Origin of the sequence: Promicromonospora sp. NPDC090134 (genome assembly GCF_044746965.1) — a bacterium.
GTDB lineage: Bacteria > Actinomycetota > Actinomycetes > Actinomycetales > Cellulomonadaceae > Promicromonospora.
Genome location: NZ_JBIVCZ010000009.1, coordinates 231,555 through 252,777 on the forward strand (window position 1 = coordinate 231,555; position 21,223 = coordinate 252,777).

Here is a 21,223-nt window from a genome sequence, read left to right on the forward strand (position 1 = left end):
TAGGATCTGTCTATCGATATCAACCCCCGCCTGCTGCGCTACTTCCTGGCCGTGGCCGAGGAGCTCCACTTCGGCCACGCAGCCATGCGCCTCTACATCTCCCAGCCGTCCCTGAGTCACCAGATCCGCAAGCTCGAGGAGACCCTCGGCACGCCCTTGTTCGTGCGCTCCAGTCGGCGGGTGCAGCTCACCGCCGCGGGGCGGACGCTGCTGGCGGAGGCGCCGACAGCGCTGGCCGCCCTGGAACAAGCCGTGGAGCGCACTCGGTCAGCCGGGTCGGGGGCCGCGACCACGATCCGGTTGGGCTATACCCCGGTCGCGAACTTCGGCACCCTCACGACGCTCCTGGACGCGCTCCAGGACGCCCACCCCGACTTCACGATCGACGCACGCGAGATCTTCAGCGCCGAGATCCCCGAACGGATCTGCGCCGGCGACCTGGACATCGGGCTCGCCCTCTCCCCGCAGCCCTTCGACGGGGTGAGCGGCGAGATCCTCCGCAAGGAGTCAGTCTCCGCACTCCTCAGTACCCGCCATCCCCTCTGCGCCGAACCGACCGTCCCGGTGAAGGCCCTGCGCGACGAGACGCTGCTGCTGTTTCCCCGGCGCCTCGCACCGGCGTACTACGACGGCATCGTCGCCGCGTGCCAGGAAGCGGGCTTCTCACCCGACATCTGCGCATTCGAGGACCCACCGGTCAACGCCATGCTCGCCCGGCTCTCCGGCGGGCGCGAGATCGGCCTGGCACCCGCGTCGTTCGCCGAGCACGCAGCGAATCTCGGTACCACCCTCACCGTTCGCGACGTCGTCGACCCACCGATCGCAGCAGACCTCTCGGTGCTGTGGCCGACGAACGAACCCTCACCCGCCATCGCGAACGTCCTGGCCACCGCGCGACACTGCGCCGACCGGCACGGATGGCTACGCAGCCCGGTTGCCTAGCAGGCACCGAAGCTCACCCGTCGGTTCTCAGCGGGACCATCCGGAGTGTTGCGTCGCGCGCCGGGGCGCGCTCGCGGTCGCCCCAGAGGCGCTGGAGATCAGACTTCACTGACCGACCGCCTGGATGATGCGTAAAGAAACCTGGACTCTGTGTCATGGATCTTACGGCGGCGCGTCGGCAGTATCGGGGTGCAGGTGAAACATGAGCACAGGGCCCGGACACCGGGCAGGAAAGGCAGTCATGTCCGACTTCAACATTCGTGAGTTCTACGACCGCTACACCGAGGCGCTGAACGCGCACGAGTTCGACCGCATGGATGAGTTCGTCGCCGAGTCGATCGTCTCGCACGGTCAGCCGGCTACTCGGGCAGACGTGATCGCGGCGCTCAAGGGTATTGCCGACGCGGTTCCCGACATCCGCTGGGAGATCAAGGAGGTCGTGATCGACGCGGAAGGTGGGACTCTGTCCTGCCACTCCGTCAACCACGGCACGCCCACCAAGGAGTGGCTCGGTGTGGCTCCCACGGGTGCTCGGATCGAGATCGACGAGATCGCCATGTACAAGGTTCGCGACGGGAAGTTCGTGCAGATGTCCAACGTCCACGACGTCGAGGCCCTGAAGAAGCAGCTCGCCGGCTGACCCGGCCGGGCTCACGAGCCCGCCGCGTGGCGTCCCGCCCAAACCGGGCGGGACGCCACCTGCTCCGATCAGTCGCACGGCCGATGCGTCGTGGGCTCCGGCTTGGGCCGGCGGCAACCGGACCGCCGGGGGCAACGGCGCGGCGACCGGGCCGGCCTGGAACGACTGCAGCATCAGTGCCGCGAACCGGCGTGACGCGGCCAGTCGCATCTCGGGGGTGTCCGCGCGGATCCCCTCGTGGGCCAGCAGGGTGAGGTTGATGTTTCCAGCACGAAGTCCTCACGCAGCGAACCAGCCGCCTGCGCCCGCTGTACCAGCTTGCGCAGCGACGTGAGCGTGCGATGCAGTTGATCGCCGTGCGCGACATCGGCCGCGTCGTCGCGGCGATCTTTGACGCGCCGGGACGGTTCGCCGACAGCACCGTCGAGATCGCCGGTGGCCGGCGATACCTGACCTGGTCCCGGCCACACGGGATTGACTCGACAGGGTGCCACGTTGCCTTGCATGAGCCGCAGCCAGGCAAGAACTGACGTCTCCCGGCCGCCCGGGGGGCCGACGAGAAGGAATTCACATGGCACTCAGCAGGCGAAAGGAGTCGGCAGTGAATGTGTTCGTCATCGGGGTAGCGGGCAGGACAGGGACGTTGCTAGCACGAGCACTGCAGCGCCGGGGCGATCAGGTACGCGGCCTCGTGCGCCGGGATGAGCAGCGAGAGGCCTTCGCCGCCAAGGGCGTCGACGCGGTCGTCGGTGACATCGCACGGATGAGCTCGTCGGAACTCGCGTCCGCGCTGGCTGGCGCCGAGGCCGTCGTCTTCGCAGCGGGATCCAACGGGGGTGCCGCCGAGCTGACCCGGGCTGTCGACGGCAACGGGGTCGACAAGACGATCAAAGCCATGCGCCACGCCGGGCTACGGCGCCTTGCGCTGGTGTCGGTGCTCCCTGAGTCGTGGCGCGAGCGGAACCTCAGCGCCGAGGAGGAGTACTACTTCGCGGTGAAGAAGCAGGCGGACGTCGCGGTGGCCCGCAGCGACCTGGACTGGCTGATCCTGCGCCCGTCCCTGCTCACCGACGAGCCCGGAGCGGGCAGGGTGTCACTTGGCCCGGCGGAGCTGCACGGCCAGATCCCCCGGGCGGACGTCGCGGAGACATTGGCCGCGCTGGTGCACGAACCGCGGATCGAACGGCAGATCCTCGAGCTCAACGTCGGAGACACCCCGATCCCCGAGGCAGTGCGTCGAAGCATCCGCTGACAGGGCGTGACCGGCCCAGGAACGCGAGCACCGCAGCCGGTCCGGTCAGGACGGGAGACACGCCCTGATGCTCACGCGATCGGGCCCTCGTAGCTCATCCAGTAGTCGATCGCCTCGGGGCGTGGACGGGCCGTCATGCCACTGGGGACGCCGACCTCCATGACCTGCTCCGGTGCTCGCGCGAACGTGGACCACTCGGGCAGGTCTGGCCCGTTGGGGTTCCCGGTCCGGACGAAGTTCAACCAGTACCCGCTGAGCTGGTCACGCAGCACGTGGTCGGCCTCGTCGTAGTCGGCGTCGCCGTCCGCGCCCAGATTGTCGAAGGCGTACATCACCTCCGCGCCGTGGTACGCCCCGTACCGCTCCAGACCCTGATCCGGCGGGGTATGCGTGAAGAAGTACAGGTAGGCGGGCGCTTGCCCGGAGTGCGTCTGCAGGTGGGCCCACCGGTACACAGCGCGGGTGAAGACCCGGTCGGTCTGTGCCTGCAGGAGCGAGTCGAGCACCTGTTCCTCGGTCTCGCCGGGGTACAGGTCGAGGAACGTCTCGGCGTCCTGACCGTGGTCCTGCTGTGCTGTGGCGCGATACTCCTCGGGGGTCATCGGTTCCGGGGGAAATGCCCGGATCAGGGAGTCCTCGTCCGCGTTGCTGCCCACCATCGTCGGAACGTCGAGCTGGTCCCCCGCGGCGTAGATCTCGGCCGGGCTGCGGTCGAGGACATGCCCGTCGACGGAGGGCCGCCAGTGCGGGCCGACGGCGGCGGCCGCTGCGGTGATCCGGTCGACGGGCAGCTCCCGCATCTGGGCGACCGTGTCCACGCCCAGCTCCCGCGCCAGCCGCTCGCCGGCTTCCTCTGCGACCGCCCGCGAGTCGCTCTGGTCGCCGCCCTCGGTGTCTCCCTCGGTGCCCATGCAGGCGCCGCTGCTGCCGATGATGCCATCGACCAAGCCTTCGGCCAGGGGCGTCGCCCCCAGGATGCAGACACTCTCGCCGCCCGCGGACTCGCCCGCGATCGTCACCCGGTCGGGGTCGCCGCCGAACGCGGCGATGTTGTGCCGCACCCAGTCCAGTGCGGCGATCTGGTCCAGGATTCCGTAGTTGCCCGACGCTCCGGAGGACGCCTCGGCGGCCAGGTCAGGGTGGGAGAGGAAGCCCATGACTCCCAGCCGGTAGTTGATCGTGATCACGATCGCCTCACCGGTGGACGCCAGTGCCTCGCCGTCGTACAGGGGAAGGGCGCCCGACCCGGTGGCGAAGCCTCCGCCCGGGATGTAGACCAGCACGGGCAGCTCGGACGTCGCCGGGCGCGTGGCACGCCAGATGTTGAGGTAGAGGCTGTCCTCGCTGACCGGGTACGGATTGAGGAACGTGTTCTCCAGGGGGATGTCGAGGGTCTGGGACAGGGCCCGGGTGGCGAACGTCGTGGTGGCCTGGATCGGTGCGGCCGAGAAACGGTCGGCGACCAGCACCTCGGACCGCGGCTCGGCAGGTTGCGGGGCCTGCCAGCGCAGCTCGTCGACCGGCGGCTGGGCATAGGGCACGCCCGCGAAGATCTCGACCGTGCCGGCGTCGTTGCGTACGCCTGTCACCGGGCCTTCGGCGGTCTCCACCGGCTGTGTGGCGTCCCGATGCGTACCCCCGGCAACCCGGAGCTGCGGCCCCGGATGAGCGAGCACGGCGGTGCCGGACACGAGAGCGGTAGCCACCACCCACGCCCCCACCCGCAGCAGGACGCCGCGCCGCGACCACCACGGAGCGGTCAGCACCAGGACCACCAGGAGCGCAGCGACCAGGGCCCAGCCCCACCACGGGGTCCCGTTGAGCCAGCCCAGCGCCAGCGCCGCCACGACCAGGAGCCCGAACGGCACCCAGAACCAGGCCGAGCGCCGCGAGGCACCGGATCGGGAGATGCGAGAGGTCGCCTGCTTGGTGTTCGGCACGTCGTTTCCCTTGTCGTCCTTCTCTTCCGGCCCGCCTCGTGAGCGTGGCCGGGATCAGGGTAGCTCAAAATATCCGTATGGATATTTTTATGTCGACGACTTACCCAGGCATCTGCGCGGGCGGTTCAAGGAGGCGATCCAGGACCAGGAGCGAAGCCTCCATGTCGACCTCGCGGTCGAGCAGCCACTGCGTCGACAGCCCGTCCGCCGCGGCGACCAGGAGGGCGGCCGTGGCGTCGACCGGGATGTCCGCTCGCACGGTGCCGGCCGCCCGCGCGCTCTCCAGGACCGCCCCCACTTGCCGGCGCAGGCGCGCGTAGCGCTCCACGAAGTAGGCGTGACTGCGCTCGTTCCCGGACTCGAGCGCCCGGGCGATCATGTTCCCCAGCAGCGCCGTCAGGCCCGGGACGCGCGCGCTGTACCGGGCCGATCGGCGCAGGAGGTCAGCCAGGGCCTCGTCCTGCACCTGGGCGCCGAAGCGCAGGTCGTGCTCGCGCAGCACCTCCAGGAACAGCTGCTCCCGGGTCCCGAAGTGGTGGACCAGCACAGGGTGGGTGACACCGATGGACTCGGCGATCGCGCGCAGCGACGTACCTTCCAAGCCGAGCTCGTCGTACACCGACAGCACCTGGTCGACGATCTGCCGACGCCGCTCGACGCTCTTCGCATAGGGCCCGCGTCGTGTCCCCCGCCGTGCCGGCCCGGCTCCAGGCCCTGCCACCTCGCCCACTGTCGCTGCCCTTCCCGTGGTCAGTTCGCTCTCCGTCCGCACATGGTAGGTAGGGTCGGCGCGCCGGAACGGGACTCAGCTGTGCCGTGCCGCCCAGCCGGCACCCTCGGATCGCAGAAGGCCTTCCAGGTCGCGTTCACCGTCGCGGGTCTGGGCACCGGCGGACAGCCCGCCGCGGATCAGCTTCTCGGCGGCCGGCCGGGCGATCTGTCGGGCCCAGGCTTCGTGCTCGCGCAGGTAGCCGCCGGCCAGGTCCTGCGGCGGGATGGCACGCTTGGTCGCCGCGATGACGCCGTCCGGGAGGTCCGCGACATGACGAGCGAGCCGGTCGACGAACGCGTCCAGCTCGGCGAGGGGCAGGGCACGGTTGACCCAGCCGTAGCGCTCGGCGGTCTCGGCATCAAGAAGGTCGGCGCCGAGAACGATCTCCAGGGCGCGGTGGCGCCCGACCCGACCGGTCACGTACTGCGTGCCTCCTCCTCCGGGGATGATTCCCATGAGCGCCTCGACCTGACCGAGAGCCGCGCTCTCCGTGGCAGCGAACGCCATGTCGGCTGCGGCCACGAACTCCGCTCCCCCACCGCGCGCGATCCCGGTCAGCTTGACGATGGTCACCTGGGGTTGAGACCGGAGCAGTTCACCCAGGCCCTGGAAGACGTTGACGCCGTGCGGCAGATCGGCCGCGAACCGGTCGAACGCGTCCGGTACGTCGATCAGCGACATGTCGACGTGCGCGACGAAGAACTCGGGGTTCGCACTGTCGAACACGATCACCCGCACCGACTCGTCGTCCCGCAGCTCTGCCAGCAGGTGGCGCAGGTCGGCCATCAAGACCACATCGAGCACGTTGACGGGTGGGTTGTCGACGGTGACGCGAGCGATGCCGGCCTCGTGGGATACGCGCAGCGTCGTGTAGGTGGCGTCGTGCATGGAAGTGCTCCGTTCGGTATGCGGTAGGCATCTAGGTTCCCGATGCATACTTACCGTGCGGGCACGAGCAACCGTCGTCAATAACGCACTTCGACCATCGTAAGGATCACGGAGAATACCTATGGCATTGCCGCAGTCCCTCCCGGCGGGCGATCAGAAGGTCGTTCTGCGCTCCGACTGTCCGAGCCGGCCGATCCTCGACCAGATCGCCGACAAGTGGTCGATGATGGTGATGACGGTGCTCGAGGAGCCCACCCGGTTCAACGAGATCAAGCGCCGCCTTGAGGGCGTGACGCAGCGGGTCCTGACCCAGACGCTGCGCCGCCTGGAGCGCAACGGCATGATCGTGCGCACGGTCCTGCCCACGGCGCCGGTCGGTGTCGAGTACTCCCTCACGCCACTCGGTGAGTCACTACGGGAGCCGTTCGGGCACCTGTACGACTGGACGATCGACAACGCCGACGAGATCCTGGCACGCCAGGCCGACTACGACACCCGGGCCGACCGCTGAACCGTCGCGGCGTGCGCGGCCAGGGCGCCTGGCCCCGCGGGCATCAGGAGGTCGCCGCCCGCCAGGGCGGCACTTGACCCTGTTCGGGAGACGACACTCCGGCTCGGGAACGCGGCACGAGACGCACGATGACCCCGCCGGTCAGGACCCGATGACCGCGGTGACCCGGATCTCCACCCGCATCCCCGGAGCCCCGAGAGCCGGCACACCGGTCTCGGTCCAGATCGGCGCACGGCCACCCGTGCGCGCCCGGAGCTGATCGACCATGACCCGGTTATGGGTCTCGCCGATGAAGCCAGGCGTCTCGGGCACGTGGTAGGAGTTGACGTGCACGACGTCGCGCCAGGTGGCACCTGCGGTCCGGAGGGTCCGTTCGACGTTATCGAACGCCTGGACGATCTCGTCCTCCAGGTCGGCCGGGAAGTCGAAGTCGTCGTTCCATCCGCCCTGGCCGGAGGTCTCGACGCGGCCCCCGATGCGAACGGCCTGGCTGTAGCCCATCCGCTCCAGCTGCCGGTCACCGTATCCCGGCGTCGCGAAGAACTGCGGGCCAGAGGCAGCCGGCTCGGCAGGCCGGGCACCGACGACGGCAGTCGCCTCGATCTCGACCAGGTGCTCGGGGACGTCCAGGGCCGCGACCCCGATCAGCGTGGCGGGCGGGGTGGCGGTGGAGCCGAGCCGGTTTGCGGCGCGGGTCAGACCGTCCTGGAGTGCGGGCATCTTGTCCGGGGTCCAGTCCACGACGTAGACGGTCAGACGGACGATGTCGTCAACGCCCGCTCCGGCGTGCCGGAGCGCGGTGACGACGTTGGCGTAGCTCTGCTCGACCTGGGCCGCCAGGTCGCCGACGCCGACGGTGACACCGGCTGCGTCCCAGGAGACCTGGCCGGCGACGAAGACCTGTCGGGTACCGGTGGCGACAGCGACCTGGTGGTAGACGTCGACCTGGGGCAGGTCCTGCGGGTTGGAGAACGTGACGGTCATGGTGCGCGGCTCCCTCGTGCCTGGTGGTGAATCCAGGTCGACCGAGCCGGGCGACCTGAGTCACTTCTAGTGACTCAGGCACCATAAGAGAGTTAACCTCCAGGCGGAAGAACGCACTTCTTCGTAACGGAGGCACCAGATGGTGACCACGCAGGCCAGCAGTCCGGCCGCCAAGGACGACATCATGCGGGCCGGCACCCTGGCGCGGGAGATCTTCTCCGACGTCGCCAACAAGTGGGCGCTGCTGATCATCGAGACCCTCGGGGACGAGACCCGCCGGTTCAGCGAGCTGCGCGACGCACTCGAGGGAATCAGCCACAAGATGCTGACGCAGAACCTGCGCATGATGGAGCGCAACGGCCTCGTCGAGCGCACGGTGCATCCCGTGGTCCCGCCCCGGGTCGAGTACCGGCTCACCGGCCCCGGCCGCGGACTGCGGGCGACGGTGGACCTGATGTGCGAGTGGACGCGACAGAACATGGACCACATAGAGACCGCGCGCGACGAGTTCGACGGCGTGGCTGCGCGTCTGCGCTGACCACCTCGACCCGCGCACGGCCAGTCACCGAACGCCGACGCGATCGCCGCCTACCTCGGGCCCGGCGACAATGCCGTGGACGCGTTGGCCGACTGGGCCGCCGCCTACGCCGACCTGGCCGAGAGCGACTTCGCCGTGCTGCAGGATGCGGTGCGTACGGGGCGGGTCCCCGCCCATCGCGAGGCGTCCACCTAGGCGACGCCGGGCGGCGGCGTCTGGCGCACGTTCCACCCGTCGAGGTGCGGAGCGACCCACCCGTCGGCGTCCCGCCGCACGGGCAGCACCACGGGAACGGTGACGCGGTCCATCTGCAGCGTGCCCTCGACGCGCGGCGCCGCCGTACCGTCCGGTCCGGCGCCGGCCTCCCAGCGCACCGTGATGCCCTGGGCGGTGAGAGCGGCCTCGTCGATCACGGCGAGCACGAGGGGTTCGGACGCGTCGCCGTAGACGTCGCGCAGCACCGCCGGCAGGCCCTCCGCGGTGGTGGCGTGGAGGTATCCGGTGTCGTCGAACAGCGTGCTGCGCGTCGCGACGTCGTACTCCCCGAATCGCTCGCACGCCTCCCAGTCGTCGCTGAAGGCCACGTGCAGCAGTCGTTCCTCGGCCATCGGTCGTCCTCCCCATCCACGAGACCGCGATGAATGAAACGGCAACGTATCATTATCCGCGTGAGGATCGACGACAAGGAGACCGACGCCACAGGACCTGGCGCGGCGCGCCCAGCCGACGGAGAACCGCGGCGCGGCCCGGGCCGCCCGCGCCGCGAGGACGTCGACGCCCGGCGGGCGGAGATCCTGGAGGCCGCCGTGGCCCTGTTCGCCGAGCGCGGGTTCGCGGGCACGACGATCGAGGCGGTGGCACTCGCGGTGGGCGCGACCAAGCGAACCGTCTACCGGCACTTCACGGACAAGACGGGACTGTTCTTCGCCGCGGTGGAGCGGTTGCACGTCCACGAGCGACCGGCGGTCCACGACGGCGCGGACCTGGAGGAGCTCGCCACCCGGATGGTGCACATCCTGCACGGGGACGACGCCGTGACGCTCCACCGTCTGGTCATCGCCGAGTCGCGTCAGCTTCCGCAGCTCGCGGCCACGTTCTACGAGAGAGGCCCGGCCCGGTCGATCGACGTGCTCACCGCGAGCCTCGGCCCCGAGCACACGGTCCGCACCACACCGGGCGCCACCCGACAAGCCGACACTGCCTTGCCCGGCGCCGCACGCGAGCTGGCCGAGGCGCTCTACGCGCTCCTGCTCGGCGAGCCGCACCGGCGGCGCCTGCTCGGGCTCACGCCCGCGCCGTCGCGCGAGCAGGCTCGCGCCCACGCTCGTCGCGCCATCAGCACTGTGCTGCGCCCGGGGACGTGAGCCACCCGCGAACGTGGCTGCATCCAAGCAGCTTCCTCGGTTCTGTCGCGTGCAGACGAAGTGGTTCTGCCCGTGCCGTTCAGGTCTTCGTCAGACGCGTTCGACCGTACGACGTGCCCGCTCACGGAACCACACCATGGCGAGGGCGGCCAGGCTCGCGGCGGCGGGCACCAGCAGCGTGAGCCCGCCGGCGGAACCTTCGGACCGCTCGACGGCGACCGCTCCGCCGCCGGCGAACAGCGCATTGATCGTCGTCGTGACAAGGTTGTTCGCCGTGTGGAAGGCGATGGCAGCCTCCAGGCCACGCGTGATCAGTCCCATCACAGCCGTGCACACCGAGAAGACGATGTAGTAGGCGAACAGGATGGGATCCGACGAACCGTGCAGGAACGCGAACATCAGGCTCGAGACGACGAGGCCGGTGATGAACGCCGGCTTCACTGATCGGAACCAGGACCCGGCGGCGGGCAGGACGGCTCCGCGGAACATGATCTCCTCACCCGTTGTCTGGATGGGCGTCGAGGGCACGATGACGACGAGGATGCCGACCGTGGTACCCGTCAGACCGAAGCCCGTCCACCCGACGGCTTCGGACGCGGTGAGCCCGACGACGGCCATCGCGAGCCCCACGATCGCGAGCGACCTCGGCGAGTCCTGCGCAGCCTGCCCTACCGCCCTCTGCGCCAGAACCGCCCCTGTGCGTCGCGTTCGGATCGCCACAACCATGACGACGCCAAACGGTCACGAGTCGTGATGCGGCGTTCCTCATGTCCTGTCGGTTCGGCTCGGTGGGTTGCGCCGGGGCGTGATGATCACGTCCGGCACCGGCGGCGCGGGGAGGCGGCGACCGTGGTATCCCTCGACGCTTCCGAAGCGGTCCGAGGCGGCCTCCCAGTCCTGGCGGGCGCGCAGGATCTCCTCGTGGTCGCGGACGACGAAGTTCCACCACATGACGATCTCCTCCTCGAACGGCGGGCCGCCGAGCAGGATGGTGCGCGCCGGGCTGTCCGAGCGGTTCGACACCGTCAAGGTGTCGACGCCCGGCGCCACGTAGCCCAGCTCCCCCGGGGGGACCGCGGTACCGTCCAGGTCTACGTCACCGGCATCGACGAGCAGGCCGTGCTCGAATCCAGGGTCGACGGACAGCGTGACCGTGGCGCGCGGCTCAAGGTCGAGCTGCGCACCCAGCAGGGGCGTGAACGTCCGCACCGGAGAGGTCTCGCCTTCCACCGAGCCGAGGAAGACCCGGAGCTCGGCCCCGTCGATCCGCACGGGCTCCGGCACGTGGTGCTGGAAGTCGCGCCCGGCCCTCCGGTGCGCGTCGGGCAGGGCCACCCACAGCTGGACGCCGTGGAGAACCGCGGTGTCCGCCGTGGAGACCTCCGAGTGGGCGATGCCGTGGCCGCCGGTCATGAGGTTGAGCTCTCCGGGGCGGATGAGCGAGTGCGTGCCGAGGCTGTCGCGGTGCTCGATGGTGCCGCTGAAGAGCCAGCTCACGGTCTGCAGGCCGGTATGCGGATGCGGTGGCATGTCCATGCCGCCCGCCGAGACCTCCACCGGCCCGTAGTGGTCGGAGAAGCACCAGGCTCCGATCAGTGTGCGGGCCCGCTGCGGGATCGTGCGCCGCACCTGCAAGGCGCGCGGTCCGCCCAGCGGCACGTCGCGCGCCGAGAGCACCTCGACACCGGTGGCGCTCTCGACCGGCGCTCCGGATCGCATCGCCTCTGAGACAGTCTCTGGATTGCTCACCTGGACCACTCCCCCATCGTGTTGACGTCTTCGGGCGCCGTCATCGGGCGACCTCGAGCGGGCTGGGCTTCGAACTGGATGGCGGTGCTGTCGGTCATGGGTTCGCTCCTTGTGGGATCCGGGTCGCACCGTCATCGGGATTGACGTGTCAATCCTGTAGCGTGCAGAGTTGACGTGTCAATCCCAGGAGGTGCCATGACTCAGGGCAAGCGCCGCACGATGCCCACGCGCGAGGAACTTCGCATCTGGCGCAACTACATCGAGACCACCGAGACACTGCGCACCCGCCTGGAGGGACGCCTGCAGAGCGAGTCGTCCTTGTCCTCCGCCGACTACCGGGTGCTGCTCGCCCTGAGCGAGGCGGACGACAGGACATTGCGCTCCTCCGAGCTGGCCGAGCGAATCGGCTGGCAGCGCAGCCGCCTGTCACACCACCTGGCGCGGATGGAGAAGCGTGGGCTCGTGCGCCGAGCACCGTGCCCCGACGACGTCCACGGCATCGACGTGCACCTGACCGACCTCGGTGCGGAATCGTTCCGGCACGGCTCGGTGCCGCACCTGCGTGATGTGTACGAGCTCTTCGTCGACGCGCTCACCCCCGAACAGCTCGCCGGCCTCGACGAGGCCACCACGGCGCTGCGCCGGCACCTCGACCCGGACGACACCGGCCTGGCACGACGACGCGAGACCGGACGGAATAGTTGATGTTTCAATCTAGTTGGCGGTGGCCATGAGCACCGACGCACGCCTCGCAGCCGACACCTCGATGGGTGCGGTCACCCTCAACGTCGCAGATCTGGACGGTATGACGTCCTACTACCGCGACGGGGTCGGCCTGACCGTGCTCGAGCAGACAGGTCCTCGTGTGGTCCTCGGGCGGCCAGGCCGGGCCGCCGTCGTCCTGGTGCACACTCCGGCCCTGCGGCACGCCTCTCCCCGCGACGCGGGGCTGTTCCACACCGCGATCCTCTTCGACACGGAAGCCGCCCTGGCCGCGGCGGTCTACTCCGTCGCGCGCCTGCGTCCGGGGTCGTTCACCGGCTCCAGCGATCACCTCGTCAGCAAGGCGTTCTACTTCGACGACCCCGAGGGCAACGGCGTCGAGCTCTACTGGGACCGCGACCGCACGCAGTGGAGCTGGACCCACGGGCAGGTCGAGATGGGCACGATCTTCCTCGACCCGAACGCCTACCTGCGCGAACATCTCGACGAGCGCGGGCTGGCCGGGGAGCCGGTCGGGGACGCGCGCGTGGGCCACGTCCACCTGTCCGTCGGGGATGTCGCGTCGGCGCGCGACTTCTACGCCACCAGGCTGGGCTTCGACGTGACCATGACCCTGGGCGACCAGGCACTGTTCGTCAGCGCCGGCGGCTACCACCACCACATGGCGATGAACGTGTGGCGCAGCCGCGGCGCCGGACGCCGCCAGCAGACCCTCGGTCTGGGTCGCGTGGACATCGAGGTGCCGTCCGCCGACGACGTCGGCGAGCTGACCGAGCGCCTGCGCCACCACCACGTCGCCGTCCGGGACGACGGCCGGACCGTCAGCTTCGAGGATCCCTGGGCCAATGCCGTCCGCCTCAGCGCGGAGCCGACCCCTGGCCAGGCCGCGGAAACGTCCGCGCTGACTTGAGCAGTCACCTCAGGAGCCGGGTCTGCCGGCATCGACAGGAAGGATCGACATGACCGTGCCGATGGTCGGCAAGACCTACCGGTTCGACATGGGATGGCTGAAGGTGAGGTTCACCTTCGTCTCGCCCTCGCAGGGCAGGTTCGTCGTGGAGGAAGGCGGTGGGCTGACGCCGAACGGCCACACGGAGACCGTCGCGCTCGATCTGAAGGAGATCCGCGACGGCGTCTACCTGAACTCGTGGACCGAGGCCAGCGGTGCCACCGTCACGCACGTGGAGGACTTCGCGAACGCGACGCTGTACTCCAACGTGACCGTCGACAACACCCTGTACAACTTCGTCGGAAGCATCACGGAGACGAACGACGTCACCGTCGCGGACGACGCCTCCACACGCGACGAGTCAGAGCGCAACACCGAGATCGTGCTCACCGCCATGCGCGAGCTCTTTCACGCGAAGGACCTCACCGCGCTGGACCGCTACTGGGCCGAACCGTACGTGCAGCACAGCCCGCAGCTGCCCGACGGCCTCGACACGCTGCGCGCCGCCGTGCCCGGTCTGCAGGAGTTCTCCTGGGAGCCGCAGCGCATCGCGGCCCAGGGCGACCTCGTGTTCACCCACAGCATCGTCCACGGCTGGGCGCCCGGCCCCGTGGTGATCGTCGACATCTACCGCCTGGAGCACGGTCGCATCGTCGAGCACTGGGACGTCGTCCAGGACCTCACACCTGCCGAGTCCACCGCAAGCGGTCACCCGATGGTCTGATCCCACCCGCAGAGACGACCAGCCGGCACGATCCGATGCCGCCCCATAGACCGAAAGGACCACCACGATGAGCGACGAGAGCCAGCACGAGGTCACCGTCCGCGACAACCCCGACAAGAGCCGCTTCGACGTCTTTGTCGCAGACACCCACGCCGGGAACATCTGCGGGCCTTGCGCTGAGCTCGTCCCACATCGAAGGAGCCCGCAACGTTGAGCACTTCCCCGCCGTCGGCGAGCAGGTTCCGCCTCGTCCCGATGGCGCCGCGTGACCCGCGCGAGCAGGGCCGGTCAGCCAGCACGCTTGAGCTGTTCTTCGACCTCGTGTTCGTCGTCGCGGTCAGCATCGCCTCGGTCCAGCTCCACCACGCTCTGACCGAGGGGCACGTGCTGGACGGCCTGGCTACCTACGGGCTGGTCTTCTTCGGGATCTGGTGGGCCTGGATGAACTTCACCTGGTTCGCCACCTCGTTCGACACCGACGACTGGCTCTACCGCATACTGACCATCGTCCAGATGGCCGGCGTGCTCGTACTCGCCACCGGGATCGAGCCCGCCTTCACCTACGCGGACTACACCCTGCCCGTCCTCGGCTACGTGGTCATGCGCTTGGCGATGGTCGCCCAGTGGCTGCGCGCCGCACGCTCCGACGCGTCCCCTCGCCGCACCGCTCGGGCCTACGCCGGGGGCATCGCGTCGGTACAGGTCCTCTGGCTGGTCCAGCTCGTGCTTCCCGAGGTACCGGGCATGGTCATGCTGGTGCTGCTGATCGGCGCAGAGGTCGCGATCCCGGTCGTCGCCCAGAGGCGCGGCAGTACCCCGTGGCACCCGCGCCACATTACCGAGCGCTACGGCCTGTTCACGCTCATCCTGCTCGGCGAGAGCCTGCTCGCCTCAGCCAACGCGATCATCGAGGCCGTCCATGACGCCGATTCCCTCGGACCGCTGATCTCGATCGCCGCTCTGACGTTCGTCGCGACCGGTGCCCTGTGGTGGGTCTACTTCTGGCCGCCGCACCACCGGTCCATCACGGGTGTCGGCGGGTCGCTGCGCTACAGCTACGTCCACTACTTCGTCTTTGCCGCCGCTGGTGCGTTCTCCGCGGGCATCGAGGTAGAGATCGACGTCCTGACCGGGCACAGCTTGCTCAGCGACCTCGCCGCGTCCTTCACCGTCACTGTTCCCATCGCAGTCTTCCTGGCGGGTGTCTGGTGGATCGCGATCCGTGACCACGCGGACCGCCTCGTCAACACCGTCGTCCCGCTGGCCGCGGTCCTGGTCCTGTGCGACCCGGTGATCCCCGTCCCTGTCAGCCTGACCGCCGCGATCCTCGTAGCCGTGGTCGTCGTCCTGGTCCGGCACCCACCGATGAGCACGCAGACCCGGTCGTCATCACGCTGAGGCTTGCGCGAGCCCGCACGGAGGTCCCCCGGTGGTCACCACCCCAGTCGGCGGGGGACGTTGAGCGGCCCAGCTACTGCTCGGAGTGTGATCAGCATGGAGGACTGGGCCGAGATCCGTCGGCCGTATCGGTCAGAAGGTATGTCGAAGGCGTCGATCGCCAGGCGGTTGGGGATCGCGCAGTACACGGTGGCGCGGGCGCTGGCCTCGGATCGTCCGCCGAAGTACGAACGTGAGGCGGTGGGTCGGCGGTCGACGCGTTCGAGCCGCAGACTCGGGCGTTGCTGGCCGAGTTCCCACGATGCCGGCGACAGTGATCGCCAAGCGGGTCGAGTGGACCCGGTCGACTGACAACGAACCCGTGCTCCATGCCAACTGGTGTTACCGGATCGCGCGCTGCACCAGAAGCTTGTACGCGTCAGCAGCGGTCCCGTGGCCCCCAGAGGTGCGAATGCGATTTCTCGTGCCTCAGCACCCGATGGAAAGCACCCCAGGTGACCCGGCGGCCGAGCGACCCGAGGGATCACGAAACGGTTACACCACCTCCGGTGGCTTGGACACGCGGCGAACGGCGAGCTAGATTCAAAAGCACAGACTGACTGCTCAGTCGGTTTTGCGGCAGAACTGCAACCCACCACGAGGGAGTGGTCACGCTTACCCTGCCCAGCTCAAGGAGGAGCTCAATGACGACATCGACCAGCCCCGCGCCCAGCGCCGAAACGCAAAGGTAGCTCGAGCCCCTCGCGCCCCGGCCGAACCGGCCGGACGCGAGCGCCGGCAGTCCGCTCACCCGGCGGCAGGGGTGCCGCACACATCGACCGCAAGCCGACACGTTCCCCACCACCGGTGAACGACCGAAGGCTTCGACCGAGACCCAGAGCCCACGAAGGAGTGGTCGCTCTTGCCTGCCTGCTGACACCGCAGGCCGACCCAGCTCAAGGAGGAGCTCGATGGCGACACCGATCAGCCCCGCGCCGAACGCGCAGGTGCGGAGGTACCTCAGGTCCCTCGCACCCCAGGTGAACTACTGGGGTCGCGACGTCTCCGCACTGCGACAGCAAGCTCGCGATCACGTACTGGCAGTCCGCGGTCCGCTGGAACACGTGGTCTCCGTGGAGACCGTCGATGCCGGCGGGGTTCCCTCAAGGCTCTACCGACCGCGGGACGACGAAGAAGACGTCCTGGTCTGGATCCACGGTGGCGGTTGGATGCTCGGCGACCTGGACTGTTGCGAAGGCGTCGCACGAGCTCTCGCGAACCGCGCCGGATGCGCCGTCCTCGCGATCGACTACCGGCTCGCTCCCGAGCACCCGTTCCCGGCCGCGCTCGACGACTCATGGGCCGCCGTCGGCTGGGCCCGGCGTCACTTCTCCAAGGTTGCGGTCGGGGGCGACAGCGCCGGCGGCAACCTCGCGGCGGCGGCCGCGCTCCGAGCAAGGGACTCCCGGGTCGACCTGGCGCTGCAGCTGCTGGTCTACCCCGTTCTGGACAGCACCATGGACACCACGACCAAACGTCGCTTCGTGGAGTCGTACTCGAACTTCGCGGGGACTGCCGGCTACGGCAGAACCGCGTTCGAGCGAATCGGATACCTGTGGGACGCCTACGTCCCCGACCAGCTGATGCGGCGATCTCCGGTGGTCTCGCCGCTGCATGCCGAGACGCTGTGCGGCGTCTCTCCAGCCGTCATCATCACCGCCGAGCACGACATCCTTCGTGGAGAGGCCGTCGAGTACGCCAGACGGTTGCGAAGGGACCAGGTTCCGGTCGAGATCCACGACTACGAGGGCCAGATCCACGGGTTCATCGAGAGCCTCGGCGTCATGACAGACGCGAAGGACGCCGTGGAGAAGGCCGGCTCGGCTCTACGGCGAGCGTTCGGCCACCAAGTACCAGACCGTGCGGGTCTCGCGGTCAGCACGCAGACGGCCGGCGCGCGCCGGCCGCCCGAAACCCACTCGTGAGGAGTTGCCATGCGCACCAACGACACCCTGTCTCGGCGAGGTAGGCGACCGTACTTTCGGATCGCGCTGCCGGTCGTCCTTGCCATCCTCATGGCCTCGTGCGGCGCCCCGGGCGCGCAGAGCCCTCTCTCCGACACGCCGACGAGCGTCAGCACGAGCATCGGCGATGCTCCAGTCACTCTCGACGTGCTCGTCTCCACGCCTGACGTGGCGCTCTACGAGGAGCTCGGCGACGCCTTCAACAGCAAGCATCCCCAGGTCACCGTGAAGGTGACAGGCGAGGACTTCAACAGCCTGACGACGAACGTCCCTCGCCTGATCTCGGGCACGGAGGTGCCCGACCTGGTCCGGATCGCATCCTTCGGCAACCTGGTCAAGGACAAGCTCCTGACCAATCTGGACCCGTACGCCGAGGCGTACGGGTGGACCGAGTGGCCGCAGTCGCAGTTCGCCTCCACCCGCGTCGACGACGACGGGCGGCAGCGCGGCACCGGGCACCTGTACGGCGCCGGGCCAGGGTTCGGGCTGACCGGCATGTACTACAACAAGTCGCTTGCGGCCCAGATCGGCATGACCGAGCCGCCCGCCACGCTCGACGCCTTCGAGGAGAACCTGGCGAAGGCGAAGGCCGCCGGCCTCCTGCCGATCATGGTCAACGGCAAGGACGGAGGGCTGGCGTATCCGCTGCAGAACCTCCAGATGAACTATGCGGGCAGCACCCAGGTGGTCCAGGACTGGAACTACAACCAGCCGGACGCGAACATCGACACACCCGCCCTGGTGGACGCCGCCGCGACGCTCCAGCGCTGGGGTGAGAAGGGATATCTGTCGGCGGACGTGAACAGCATCGATCAGACCCAGGCTCCCGCCAGGTTCGCGGAAGGTGAGGGCGTCTTCTTTCCGAGCGGGAACTGGCAGGCACCGACGCTCCAGGAAGCAGGCCGCGGCGAGATCGGGTTCTTCCTGTTCCCGCCCGAGGAGGTCGGTGACCCCTTTACCGCGATGACCGCCGCCGGCGTGCTGGCGATTCCCACCATGTCCTCCGAGCGCGATGTGGCGGCCGCATTCCTGAACTTCATCCAGACGGATGACGGCGCCCGCCAGAGCACGCTCGACCTTCTCGGCCTGCCACCCGCCGGGCCGGCGGACGCGCCTCTGCCCGCTTCCGAGCCCGGCTCCCTCGTCTCCGGCACCGTCGAGTCGTTCCAGATGCTGCTGGAGAGCGACGGTCTCGTCGACTTCATGTCGAACTCGACCGCGTCGATGCATGCGAACACCCTGATCCCGCAGACTCAGCTTCTCGTGGCCGGGAAGACGTCGCCGTCCGAGTTCTCCAGGGCGATCCAGGAGGACTACGAGAGTGAAGCGGAGAAGTGACCATGGCACTGAACGCAGGTACTGAACCGCGGAGCCACCTGGTGAAGAACTCGACCGCGGTGAAGCCGGGCCTCGATTCGGACGAGTCGGCCCCGCCTCCACGTCCCGCCCGGCGACGGCGCCTGGCACAGCGGTGGGGCGCCTTGGTCTGGGTAGCGCCCGCGCTGGTCATGTACGGCGTGTTCGTGCTGTACCCACTGGGCCAGTCCGTACAGTTCTCGTTCTACGAGTGGGACGGCATCGGGCCGGCGACGCCTGCGGGCCTGAACAACTGGAGAGCGATCTTCACCGAACCCGAGCTGCTCGGGTCGGTCGTCCACGCGTTCGTCCTCATCTTCTTCTACACCGTCCTTCCGGTCGGCCTGGGGCTCGTCGCGGCCAGCCTCATCCGAGAGCTCCGGGTCGGGACGTTCAACACCACGGCACGGGTCGTGCTGTTCATCCCGCAAGTGCTGCCGCCGGTGGCGGCCGGCATCGCGTGGACGTGGATGTTCTCCACCGACGGGCTCGTCAACCAGTCGCTCAGGGCGGTCGGCCTGGATTCCGCGACGCGCGCGTGGCTCGGAGACTTCACCTTCGCGCTGCCGGCCGTCGGCATCATCGGCTTCTGGCTGTCGTTCGGCTTCTGCACGGTCCTGCTGCTGTCCGGCATCGGCAAGATCGACCCGTCGCTCTACGAGGCCGCCCGCCTGGACGGGGCGGGCCGTGTCGCCGAGTTCTTCGCGGTGACGCTTCCCGGGCTCCGTGGGGAGATCGCGGTCTGCGCGACCATCGGCACTATCGCCGCCCTGGCCAGCTTCGACGTCGTCCAGATCGCGACCCAGGGCGGCCCGGGGTACCAGACGATGGTGCCCGGCGTGGAGATCTACCGGCTCACCTTCCTGGAGCAGCAGGTCGGCCAGGCCTCGGCCCTGGCCGTATTCCTCGCGGCCCTGGTCCTGCTCGTCATCTGGCCCATCCAGCGACTCGGGAGGCACGAGTGAACACCGCTTCGTCGACCCGCCACGGCCTCGTCTCGCGTGTCGTCATCCTGCTGGCGCTCATGGCGTTCGCGATCCTGCCCCTGGTCAGCATGCTCACGGCCGCGCTCGCGCCACAGAACAGCACGCCGCCAGGGCTCGCCTGGCCCGAGGACCCGCAGTGGAGCAATTTCGCCGACGCCTGGACCGCGGCGAACTTTCTCGCGCTCTTCGAGTCGAGCGTCCTGATCGTGCTCGGCGTCGTCCCGGCGGCCGTCGCCATGGCCACGGCGGCCGGTTACGGGCTCGCGCAGCTCGACGTGCCCGGCGGCAGACTCTTCAACGCCCTCCTGCTCGTCGGGCTGACCCTGCCGTTCGAGGCGCTCATCACGCCGCTCTACTACAACCTTCGCGACATGGGGCTGCTCGGGTCCCGGTGGGCCGTCATCCTGCCTCTCATCGGACTGCTCATGCCATTCGGGGTGTTCTGGATGCGAGCGAGCTTCCTCAAGGTGGAGACAGCCCTCACCGAGGCTGCCAAGCTCGACGGCGCCACCACCTGGCAGATCTTCCGCCAGGTCCAGCTGCCGCTCGCGGTGCCCGCCCTGTCGGCACTCACGATCTTGTTCTTTCTGGCGACCTGGAACCAGTACCTGCTGCCGCTCGTGCTCATCGATGATCCGACCATGCGTACCGTTGCCGGCGGCCTGGGCGCCTTCCAGGGTGAGCACGGTACGAACATCGCGCTGTTGTGCGCCGGATCGTTGCTGATCATTGCCCCCTCCCTGCTTGTATTCCTCTTCTTCCAGCGCCACTTTGTGAAAGCTCTTCTTCAGGGCGGTGTCAAATGAGGTATCTCGCGCACGGGCGGGCCATCGCACCGCACGACGTGGACGATAGGATATGGATATGACACGGCAGTACCACCTTGCGGCGGCACAAGAAACCGGGGGCTTCAAGAAAACTGTTTCAGCGAAGGGCAAGGCCCGAAAAGAGCTGATCGTCGATGCCGCCACTCGGCTCGTGGCGCACAACGGATCCCGTGGCACCAACCTTGCCGAGATCGCCGCCGAGGCCGGGGTCTCACAGAGCGGCCTCCTCTATCACTACTCGAGCAAGGAGGCACTGCTCAACGCGGTGCTGGATCGGCGCGACGAGGCCGAGGACGAGGTTCTGTGGCACGACACCGACGCAGGCCTCGGCATCCTCGACGTCATCGCCAACAACGTCACCCGCTGGGCCAGCCACTCCCACGCGGTGGGCATGCACACCGTGCTGGTCGTCGAGAACCTTGGCGACGACGGAGCTCTCCACCCTCGGCTTGCCGGCCGGTACCACGTGACCGTCGACCGGGTCGGCTCGGTCCTGGCGGCGGCCCAGGATCGCGGCGAGATTCGTGCGGACGTCGACACCCGCCTCAAGGCCATCGAGATCATTGCCTTCATCAACGGCCTGGAGACCGCCTGGTTGCTCGACCCCGAGATCCCTGTGGCCATGACCGCGAAGGCGTGGGCGGCCCAGCAGCGGCTGGCGATGGCGGCGTAGTCGT

24 protein-coding genes and 2 pseudogenes are annotated in these 21,223 nt (G+C 68.8%); 19 read left to right on the plus strand and 7 right to left on the minus strand.

Annotated elements, in window-relative coordinates; all coding sequences use genetic code 11:
• Nucleotides 1-33: 33 nt before the first annotated feature.
• The 4 genes from ACIPN7_RS23095 to ACIPN7_RS23110 all read left to right on the plus strand — a co-directional run bounded on the left by ACIPN7_RS23095 (nucleotide 34) and on the right by ACIPN7_RS23110 (nucleotide 2,834).
• A complete protein-coding gene (locus tag ACIPN7_RS23095; RefSeq protein WP_400548089.1) occupies nucleotides 34-942 on the plus strand; it encodes a LysR substrate-binding domain-containing protein in 909 nt (302 codons plus the stop codon).
• A gap of 241 nt (nucleotides 943-1,183) precedes the next feature.
• A complete protein-coding gene (locus tag ACIPN7_RS23100; RefSeq protein WP_400547836.1) occupies nucleotides 1,184-1,582 on the plus strand; it encodes an ester cyclase in 399 nt (132 codons plus the stop codon).
• Nucleotides 1,583-1,923: 341 nt separating this feature from the next.
• Nucleotides 1,924-2,112 carry a hypothetical protein gene (locus tag ACIPN7_RS23105; RefSeq protein ID WP_400547838.1) on the plus strand — a complete coding sequence of 63 codons (189 nt, stop codon included), beginning with the start codon at nucleotides 1,924-1,926 and terminating at the stop codon, nucleotides 2,110-2,112.
• Nucleotides 2,113-2,183: 71 nt separating this feature from the next.
• The gene (locus ACIPN7_RS23110; RefSeq protein WP_400547841.1) at nucleotides 2,184-2,834 is read left to right on the plus strand and encodes an NAD(P)H-binding protein; all 651 of its coding nucleotides are present in this window, start codon (nucleotides 2,184-2,186) and stop codon (nucleotides 2,832-2,834) included.
• A gap of 71 nt (nucleotides 2,835-2,905) precedes the next feature.
• On the opposite strand, the gene ACIPN7_RS23115 is transcribed toward ACIPN7_RS23110, so the two are convergent.
• From ACIPN7_RS23115 to ACIPN7_RS23125, 3 genes are all read right to left on the minus strand, one after another.
• The gene (locus tag ACIPN7_RS23115; RefSeq protein ID WP_400547844.1) at nucleotides 2,906-4,774 is read right to left on the minus strand and encodes a carboxylesterase/lipase family protein; all 1,869 of its coding nucleotides are present in this window, start codon (nucleotides 4,772-4,774) and stop codon (nucleotides 2,906-2,908) included.
• Between the two features lie 100 nt (nucleotides 4,775-4,874).
• Nucleotides 4,875-5,495, minus strand: coding sequence for a TetR/AcrR family transcriptional regulator (locus ACIPN7_RS23120; protein ID WP_400547847.1), 621 nt, complete (start codon nucleotides 5,493-5,495; stop codon nucleotides 4,875-4,877).
• Between the two features lie 84 nt (nucleotides 5,496-5,579).
• Nucleotides 5,580-6,515: an enoyl-CoA hydratase/isomerase family protein gene (locus tag ACIPN7_RS23125; protein WP_400547850.1), complete on the minus strand. Its 936-nt coding sequence runs from the start codon at nucleotides 6,513-6,515 to the stop codon at nucleotides 5,580-5,582.
• Between the two features lie 40 nt (nucleotides 6,516-6,555).
• Here ACIPN7_RS23125 and ACIPN7_RS23130 point away from each other — a divergent pair, with 40 nt between their 5' ends.
• Nucleotides 6,556-6,945, plus strand: a complete 390-nt coding sequence (locus ACIPN7_RS23130; RefSeq protein ID WP_400547853.1) for a winged helix-turn-helix transcriptional regulator — start codon at nucleotides 6,556-6,558, stop codon at nucleotides 6,943-6,945.
• A gap of 141 nt (nucleotides 6,946-7,086) precedes the next feature.
• Here ACIPN7_RS23130 and ACIPN7_RS23135 read toward each other — a convergent pair whose 3' ends face one another.
• Nucleotides 7,087-7,929 (minus strand): Rid family hydrolase, encoded by an 843-nt coding sequence (locus ACIPN7_RS23135; RefSeq protein WP_400547856.1) that lies wholly within the window; start codon nucleotides 7,927-7,929, stop codon nucleotides 7,087-7,089.
• 139 nt (nucleotides 7,930-8,068) lie between these two features.
• On the opposite strand from ACIPN7_RS23135, the gene ACIPN7_RS23140 reads away from it, so the two are divergent.
• Together ACIPN7_RS23140 and ACIPN7_RS23145 are read left to right on the plus strand one after the other, a co-directional pair.
• Nucleotides 8,069-8,467: a winged helix-turn-helix transcriptional regulator gene (locus tag ACIPN7_RS23140; protein ID WP_400547859.1), complete on the plus strand. Its 399-nt coding sequence runs from the start codon at nucleotides 8,069-8,071 to the stop codon at nucleotides 8,465-8,467.
• 24 nt (nucleotides 8,468-8,491) lie between these two features.
• Nucleotides 8,492-8,662, plus strand: a pseudogene (locus tag ACIPN7_RS23145) (DUF2252 domain-containing protein); the annotation flags it as partial.
• Here the strand turns inward: ACIPN7_RS23145 and ACIPN7_RS23150 are convergent.
• The gene (locus ACIPN7_RS23150) at nucleotides 8,659-9,075 is read right to left on the minus strand and encodes a DUF952 domain-containing protein (RefSeq protein WP_400547862.1); all 417 of its coding nucleotides are present in this window, start codon (nucleotides 9,073-9,075) and stop codon (nucleotides 8,659-8,661) included. The pseudogene ACIPN7_RS23145 and the gene ACIPN7_RS23150 sit on opposite strands and share 4 nt — an antisense overlap.
• Before the next feature lie 60 nt (nucleotides 9,076-9,135).
• Here ACIPN7_RS23150 and ACIPN7_RS23155 point away from each other — a divergent pair, with 60 nt between their 5' ends.
• A complete protein-coding gene (locus ACIPN7_RS23155) occupies nucleotides 9,136-9,831 on the plus strand; it encodes a TetR/AcrR family transcriptional regulator (protein WP_400547865.1) in 696 nt (231 codons plus the stop codon).
• A gap of 90 nt (nucleotides 9,832-9,921) precedes the next feature.
• Here the strand turns inward: ACIPN7_RS23155 and ACIPN7_RS23160 are convergent, their stop codons facing one another.
• Both ACIPN7_RS23160 and ACIPN7_RS23165 read right to left on the minus strand, forming a co-directional pair.
• Complete coding sequence (locus ACIPN7_RS23160) at nucleotides 9,922-10,461, minus strand: lysostaphin resistance A-like protein (RefSeq protein WP_400547868.1); 540 nt, start codon at nucleotides 10,459-10,461, stop codon at nucleotides 9,922-9,924.
• Nucleotides 10,462-10,596: 135 nt separating this feature from the next.
• Nucleotides 10,597-11,550, minus strand: coding sequence for a pirin family protein (locus ACIPN7_RS23165; protein ID WP_400547870.1), 954 nt, complete (start codon nucleotides 11,548-11,550; stop codon nucleotides 10,597-10,599).
• Nucleotides 11,551-11,775: 225 nt separating this feature from the next.
• Here ACIPN7_RS23165 and ACIPN7_RS23170 point away from each other — a divergent pair, with 225 nt between their 5' ends.
• From ACIPN7_RS23170 to ACIPN7_RS23220, 11 genes and pseudogenes are all read left to right on the plus strand, one after another.
• Nucleotides 11,776-12,285, plus strand: a complete 510-nt coding sequence (locus tag ACIPN7_RS23170; RefSeq protein ID WP_400547873.1) for a MarR family winged helix-turn-helix transcriptional regulator — start codon at nucleotides 11,776-11,778, stop codon at nucleotides 12,283-12,285.
• A 25-nt stretch (nucleotides 12,286-12,310) separates the two neighbouring features.
• A complete protein-coding gene (locus ACIPN7_RS23175) occupies nucleotides 12,311-13,213 on the plus strand; it encodes a VOC family protein (protein WP_400547876.1) in 903 nt (300 codons plus the stop codon).
• 49 nt (nucleotides 13,214-13,262) lie between these two features.
• Entirely contained in the window at nucleotides 13,263-13,976 is a 714-nt protein-coding gene (locus tag ACIPN7_RS23180) for a MoaF-related domain-containing protein (RefSeq protein WP_400547879.1), read from the plus strand.
• Nucleotides 13,977-14,043: 67 nt separating this feature from the next.
• The gene (locus ACIPN7_RS23185) at nucleotides 14,044-14,190 is read left to right on the plus strand and encodes a hypothetical protein (protein WP_400547882.1); all 147 of its coding nucleotides are present in this window, start codon (nucleotides 14,044-14,046) and stop codon (nucleotides 14,188-14,190) included.
• Nucleotides 14,191-14,231: 41 nt separating this feature from the next.
• Nucleotides 14,232-15,374 carry a low temperature requirement protein A gene (locus tag ACIPN7_RS23190; protein WP_400548092.1) on the plus strand — a complete coding sequence of 381 codons (1,143 nt, stop codon included), beginning with the start codon at nucleotides 14,232-14,234 and terminating at the stop codon, nucleotides 15,372-15,374.
• A 96-nt stretch (nucleotides 15,375-15,470) separates the two neighbouring features.
• A pseudogene (locus ACIPN7_RS23195) lies at nucleotides 15,471-15,717 on the plus strand (IS21 family transposase); the annotation flags it as partial.
• Nucleotides 15,718-16,486: 769 nt separating this feature from the next.
• Complete coding sequence (locus ACIPN7_RS23200) at nucleotides 16,487-17,338, plus strand: alpha/beta hydrolase (protein WP_400547885.1); 852 nt, start codon at nucleotides 16,487-16,489, stop codon at nucleotides 17,336-17,338.
• 9 nt (nucleotides 17,339-17,347) lie between these two features.
• The gene (locus ACIPN7_RS23205; protein ID WP_400547888.1) at nucleotides 17,348-18,715 is read left to right on the plus strand and encodes an ABC transporter substrate-binding protein; all 1,368 of its coding nucleotides are present in this window, start codon (nucleotides 17,348-17,350) and stop codon (nucleotides 18,713-18,715) included.
• Nucleotides 18,716-18,717: 2 nt separating this feature from the next.
• A complete protein-coding gene (locus ACIPN7_RS23210) occupies nucleotides 18,718-19,698 on the plus strand; it encodes a carbohydrate ABC transporter permease (protein ID WP_400547891.1) in 981 nt (326 codons plus the stop codon).
• The gene (locus ACIPN7_RS23215) at nucleotides 19,695-20,525 is read left to right on the plus strand and encodes a carbohydrate ABC transporter permease (protein ID WP_400547894.1); all 831 of its coding nucleotides are present in this window, start codon (nucleotides 19,695-19,697) and stop codon (nucleotides 20,523-20,525) included. The genes ACIPN7_RS23210 and ACIPN7_RS23215 overlap by 4 nt, the downstream gene beginning before the upstream one ends.
• Before the next feature lie 58 nt (nucleotides 20,526-20,583).
• Nucleotides 20,584-21,219 carry a TetR/AcrR family transcriptional regulator gene (locus tag ACIPN7_RS23220; RefSeq protein ID WP_400547898.1) on the plus strand — a complete coding sequence of 212 codons (636 nt, stop codon included), beginning with the start codon at nucleotides 20,584-20,586 and terminating at the stop codon, nucleotides 21,217-21,219.
• Nucleotides 21,220-21,223: the final 4 nt, after the last annotated feature.

What these genes read in the sequence shown, in the direction of transcription:
- ACIPN7_RS23100 (WP_400547836.1), top strand. Translation starts at nt 1,184, where the DNA reads ATGTCCGACTTCAACATTCGTGAGTTCTACGACCGCTACACCGAGGCG.
- ACIPN7_RS23105 (WP_400547838.1), top strand. Translation starts at nt 1,924, where the DNA reads ATGCAGTTGATCGCCGTGCGCGACATCGGCCGCGTCGTCGCGGCGATC.
- ACIPN7_RS23130 (WP_400547853.1), top strand. Translation starts at nt 6,556, where the DNA reads ATGGCATTGCCGCAGTCCCTCCCGGCGGGCGATCAGAAGGTCGTTCTG.
- ACIPN7_RS23135 (WP_400547856.1), bottom strand. Translation starts at nt 7,929, where the DNA reads ATGACCGTCACGTTCTCCAACCCGCAGGACCTGCCCCAGGTCGACGTC.
- ACIPN7_RS23140 (WP_400547859.1), top strand. Translation starts at nt 8,069, where the DNA reads ATGGTGACCACGCAGGCCAGCAGTCCGGCCGCCAAGGACGACATCATG.
- ACIPN7_RS23150 (WP_400547862.1), bottom strand. Translation starts at nt 9,075, where the DNA reads ATGGCCGAGGAACGACTGCTGCACGTGGCCTTCAGCGACGACTGGGAG.
- ACIPN7_RS23165 (WP_400547870.1), bottom strand. Translation starts at nt 11,550, where the DNA reads ATGCGATCCGGAGCGCCGGTCGAGAGCGCCACCGGTGTCGAGGTGCTC.
- ACIPN7_RS23170 (WP_400547873.1), top strand. Translation starts at nt 11,776, where the DNA reads ATGACTCAGGGCAAGCGCCGCACGATGCCCACGCGCGAGGAACTTCGC.
- ACIPN7_RS23175 (WP_400547876.1), top strand. Translation starts at nt 12,311, where the DNA reads ATGAGCACCGACGCACGCCTCGCAGCCGACACCTCGATGGGTGCGGTC.
- ACIPN7_RS23180 (WP_400547879.1), top strand. Translation starts at nt 13,263, where the DNA reads ATGACCGTGCCGATGGTCGGCAAGACCTACCGGTTCGACATGGGATGG.
- ACIPN7_RS23185 (WP_400547882.1), top strand. Translation starts at nt 14,044, where the DNA reads ATGAGCGACGAGAGCCAGCACGAGGTCACCGTCCGCGACAACCCCGAC.
- ACIPN7_RS23190 (WP_400548092.1), top strand. Translation starts at nt 14,232, where the DNA reads ATGGCGCCGCGTGACCCGCGCGAGCAGGGCCGGTCAGCCAGCACGCTT.
- ACIPN7_RS23205 (WP_400547888.1), top strand. Translation starts at nt 17,348, where the DNA reads ATGCGCACCAACGACACCCTGTCTCGGCGAGGTAGGCGACCGTACTTT.
- ACIPN7_RS23210 (WP_400547891.1), top strand. Translation starts at nt 18,718, where the DNA reads ATGGCACTGAACGCAGGTACTGAACCGCGGAGCCACCTGGTGAAGAAC.
- ACIPN7_RS23220 (WP_400547898.1), top strand. Translation starts at nt 20,584, where the DNA reads ATGACACGGCAGTACCACCTTGCGGCGGCACAAGAAACCGGGGGCTTC.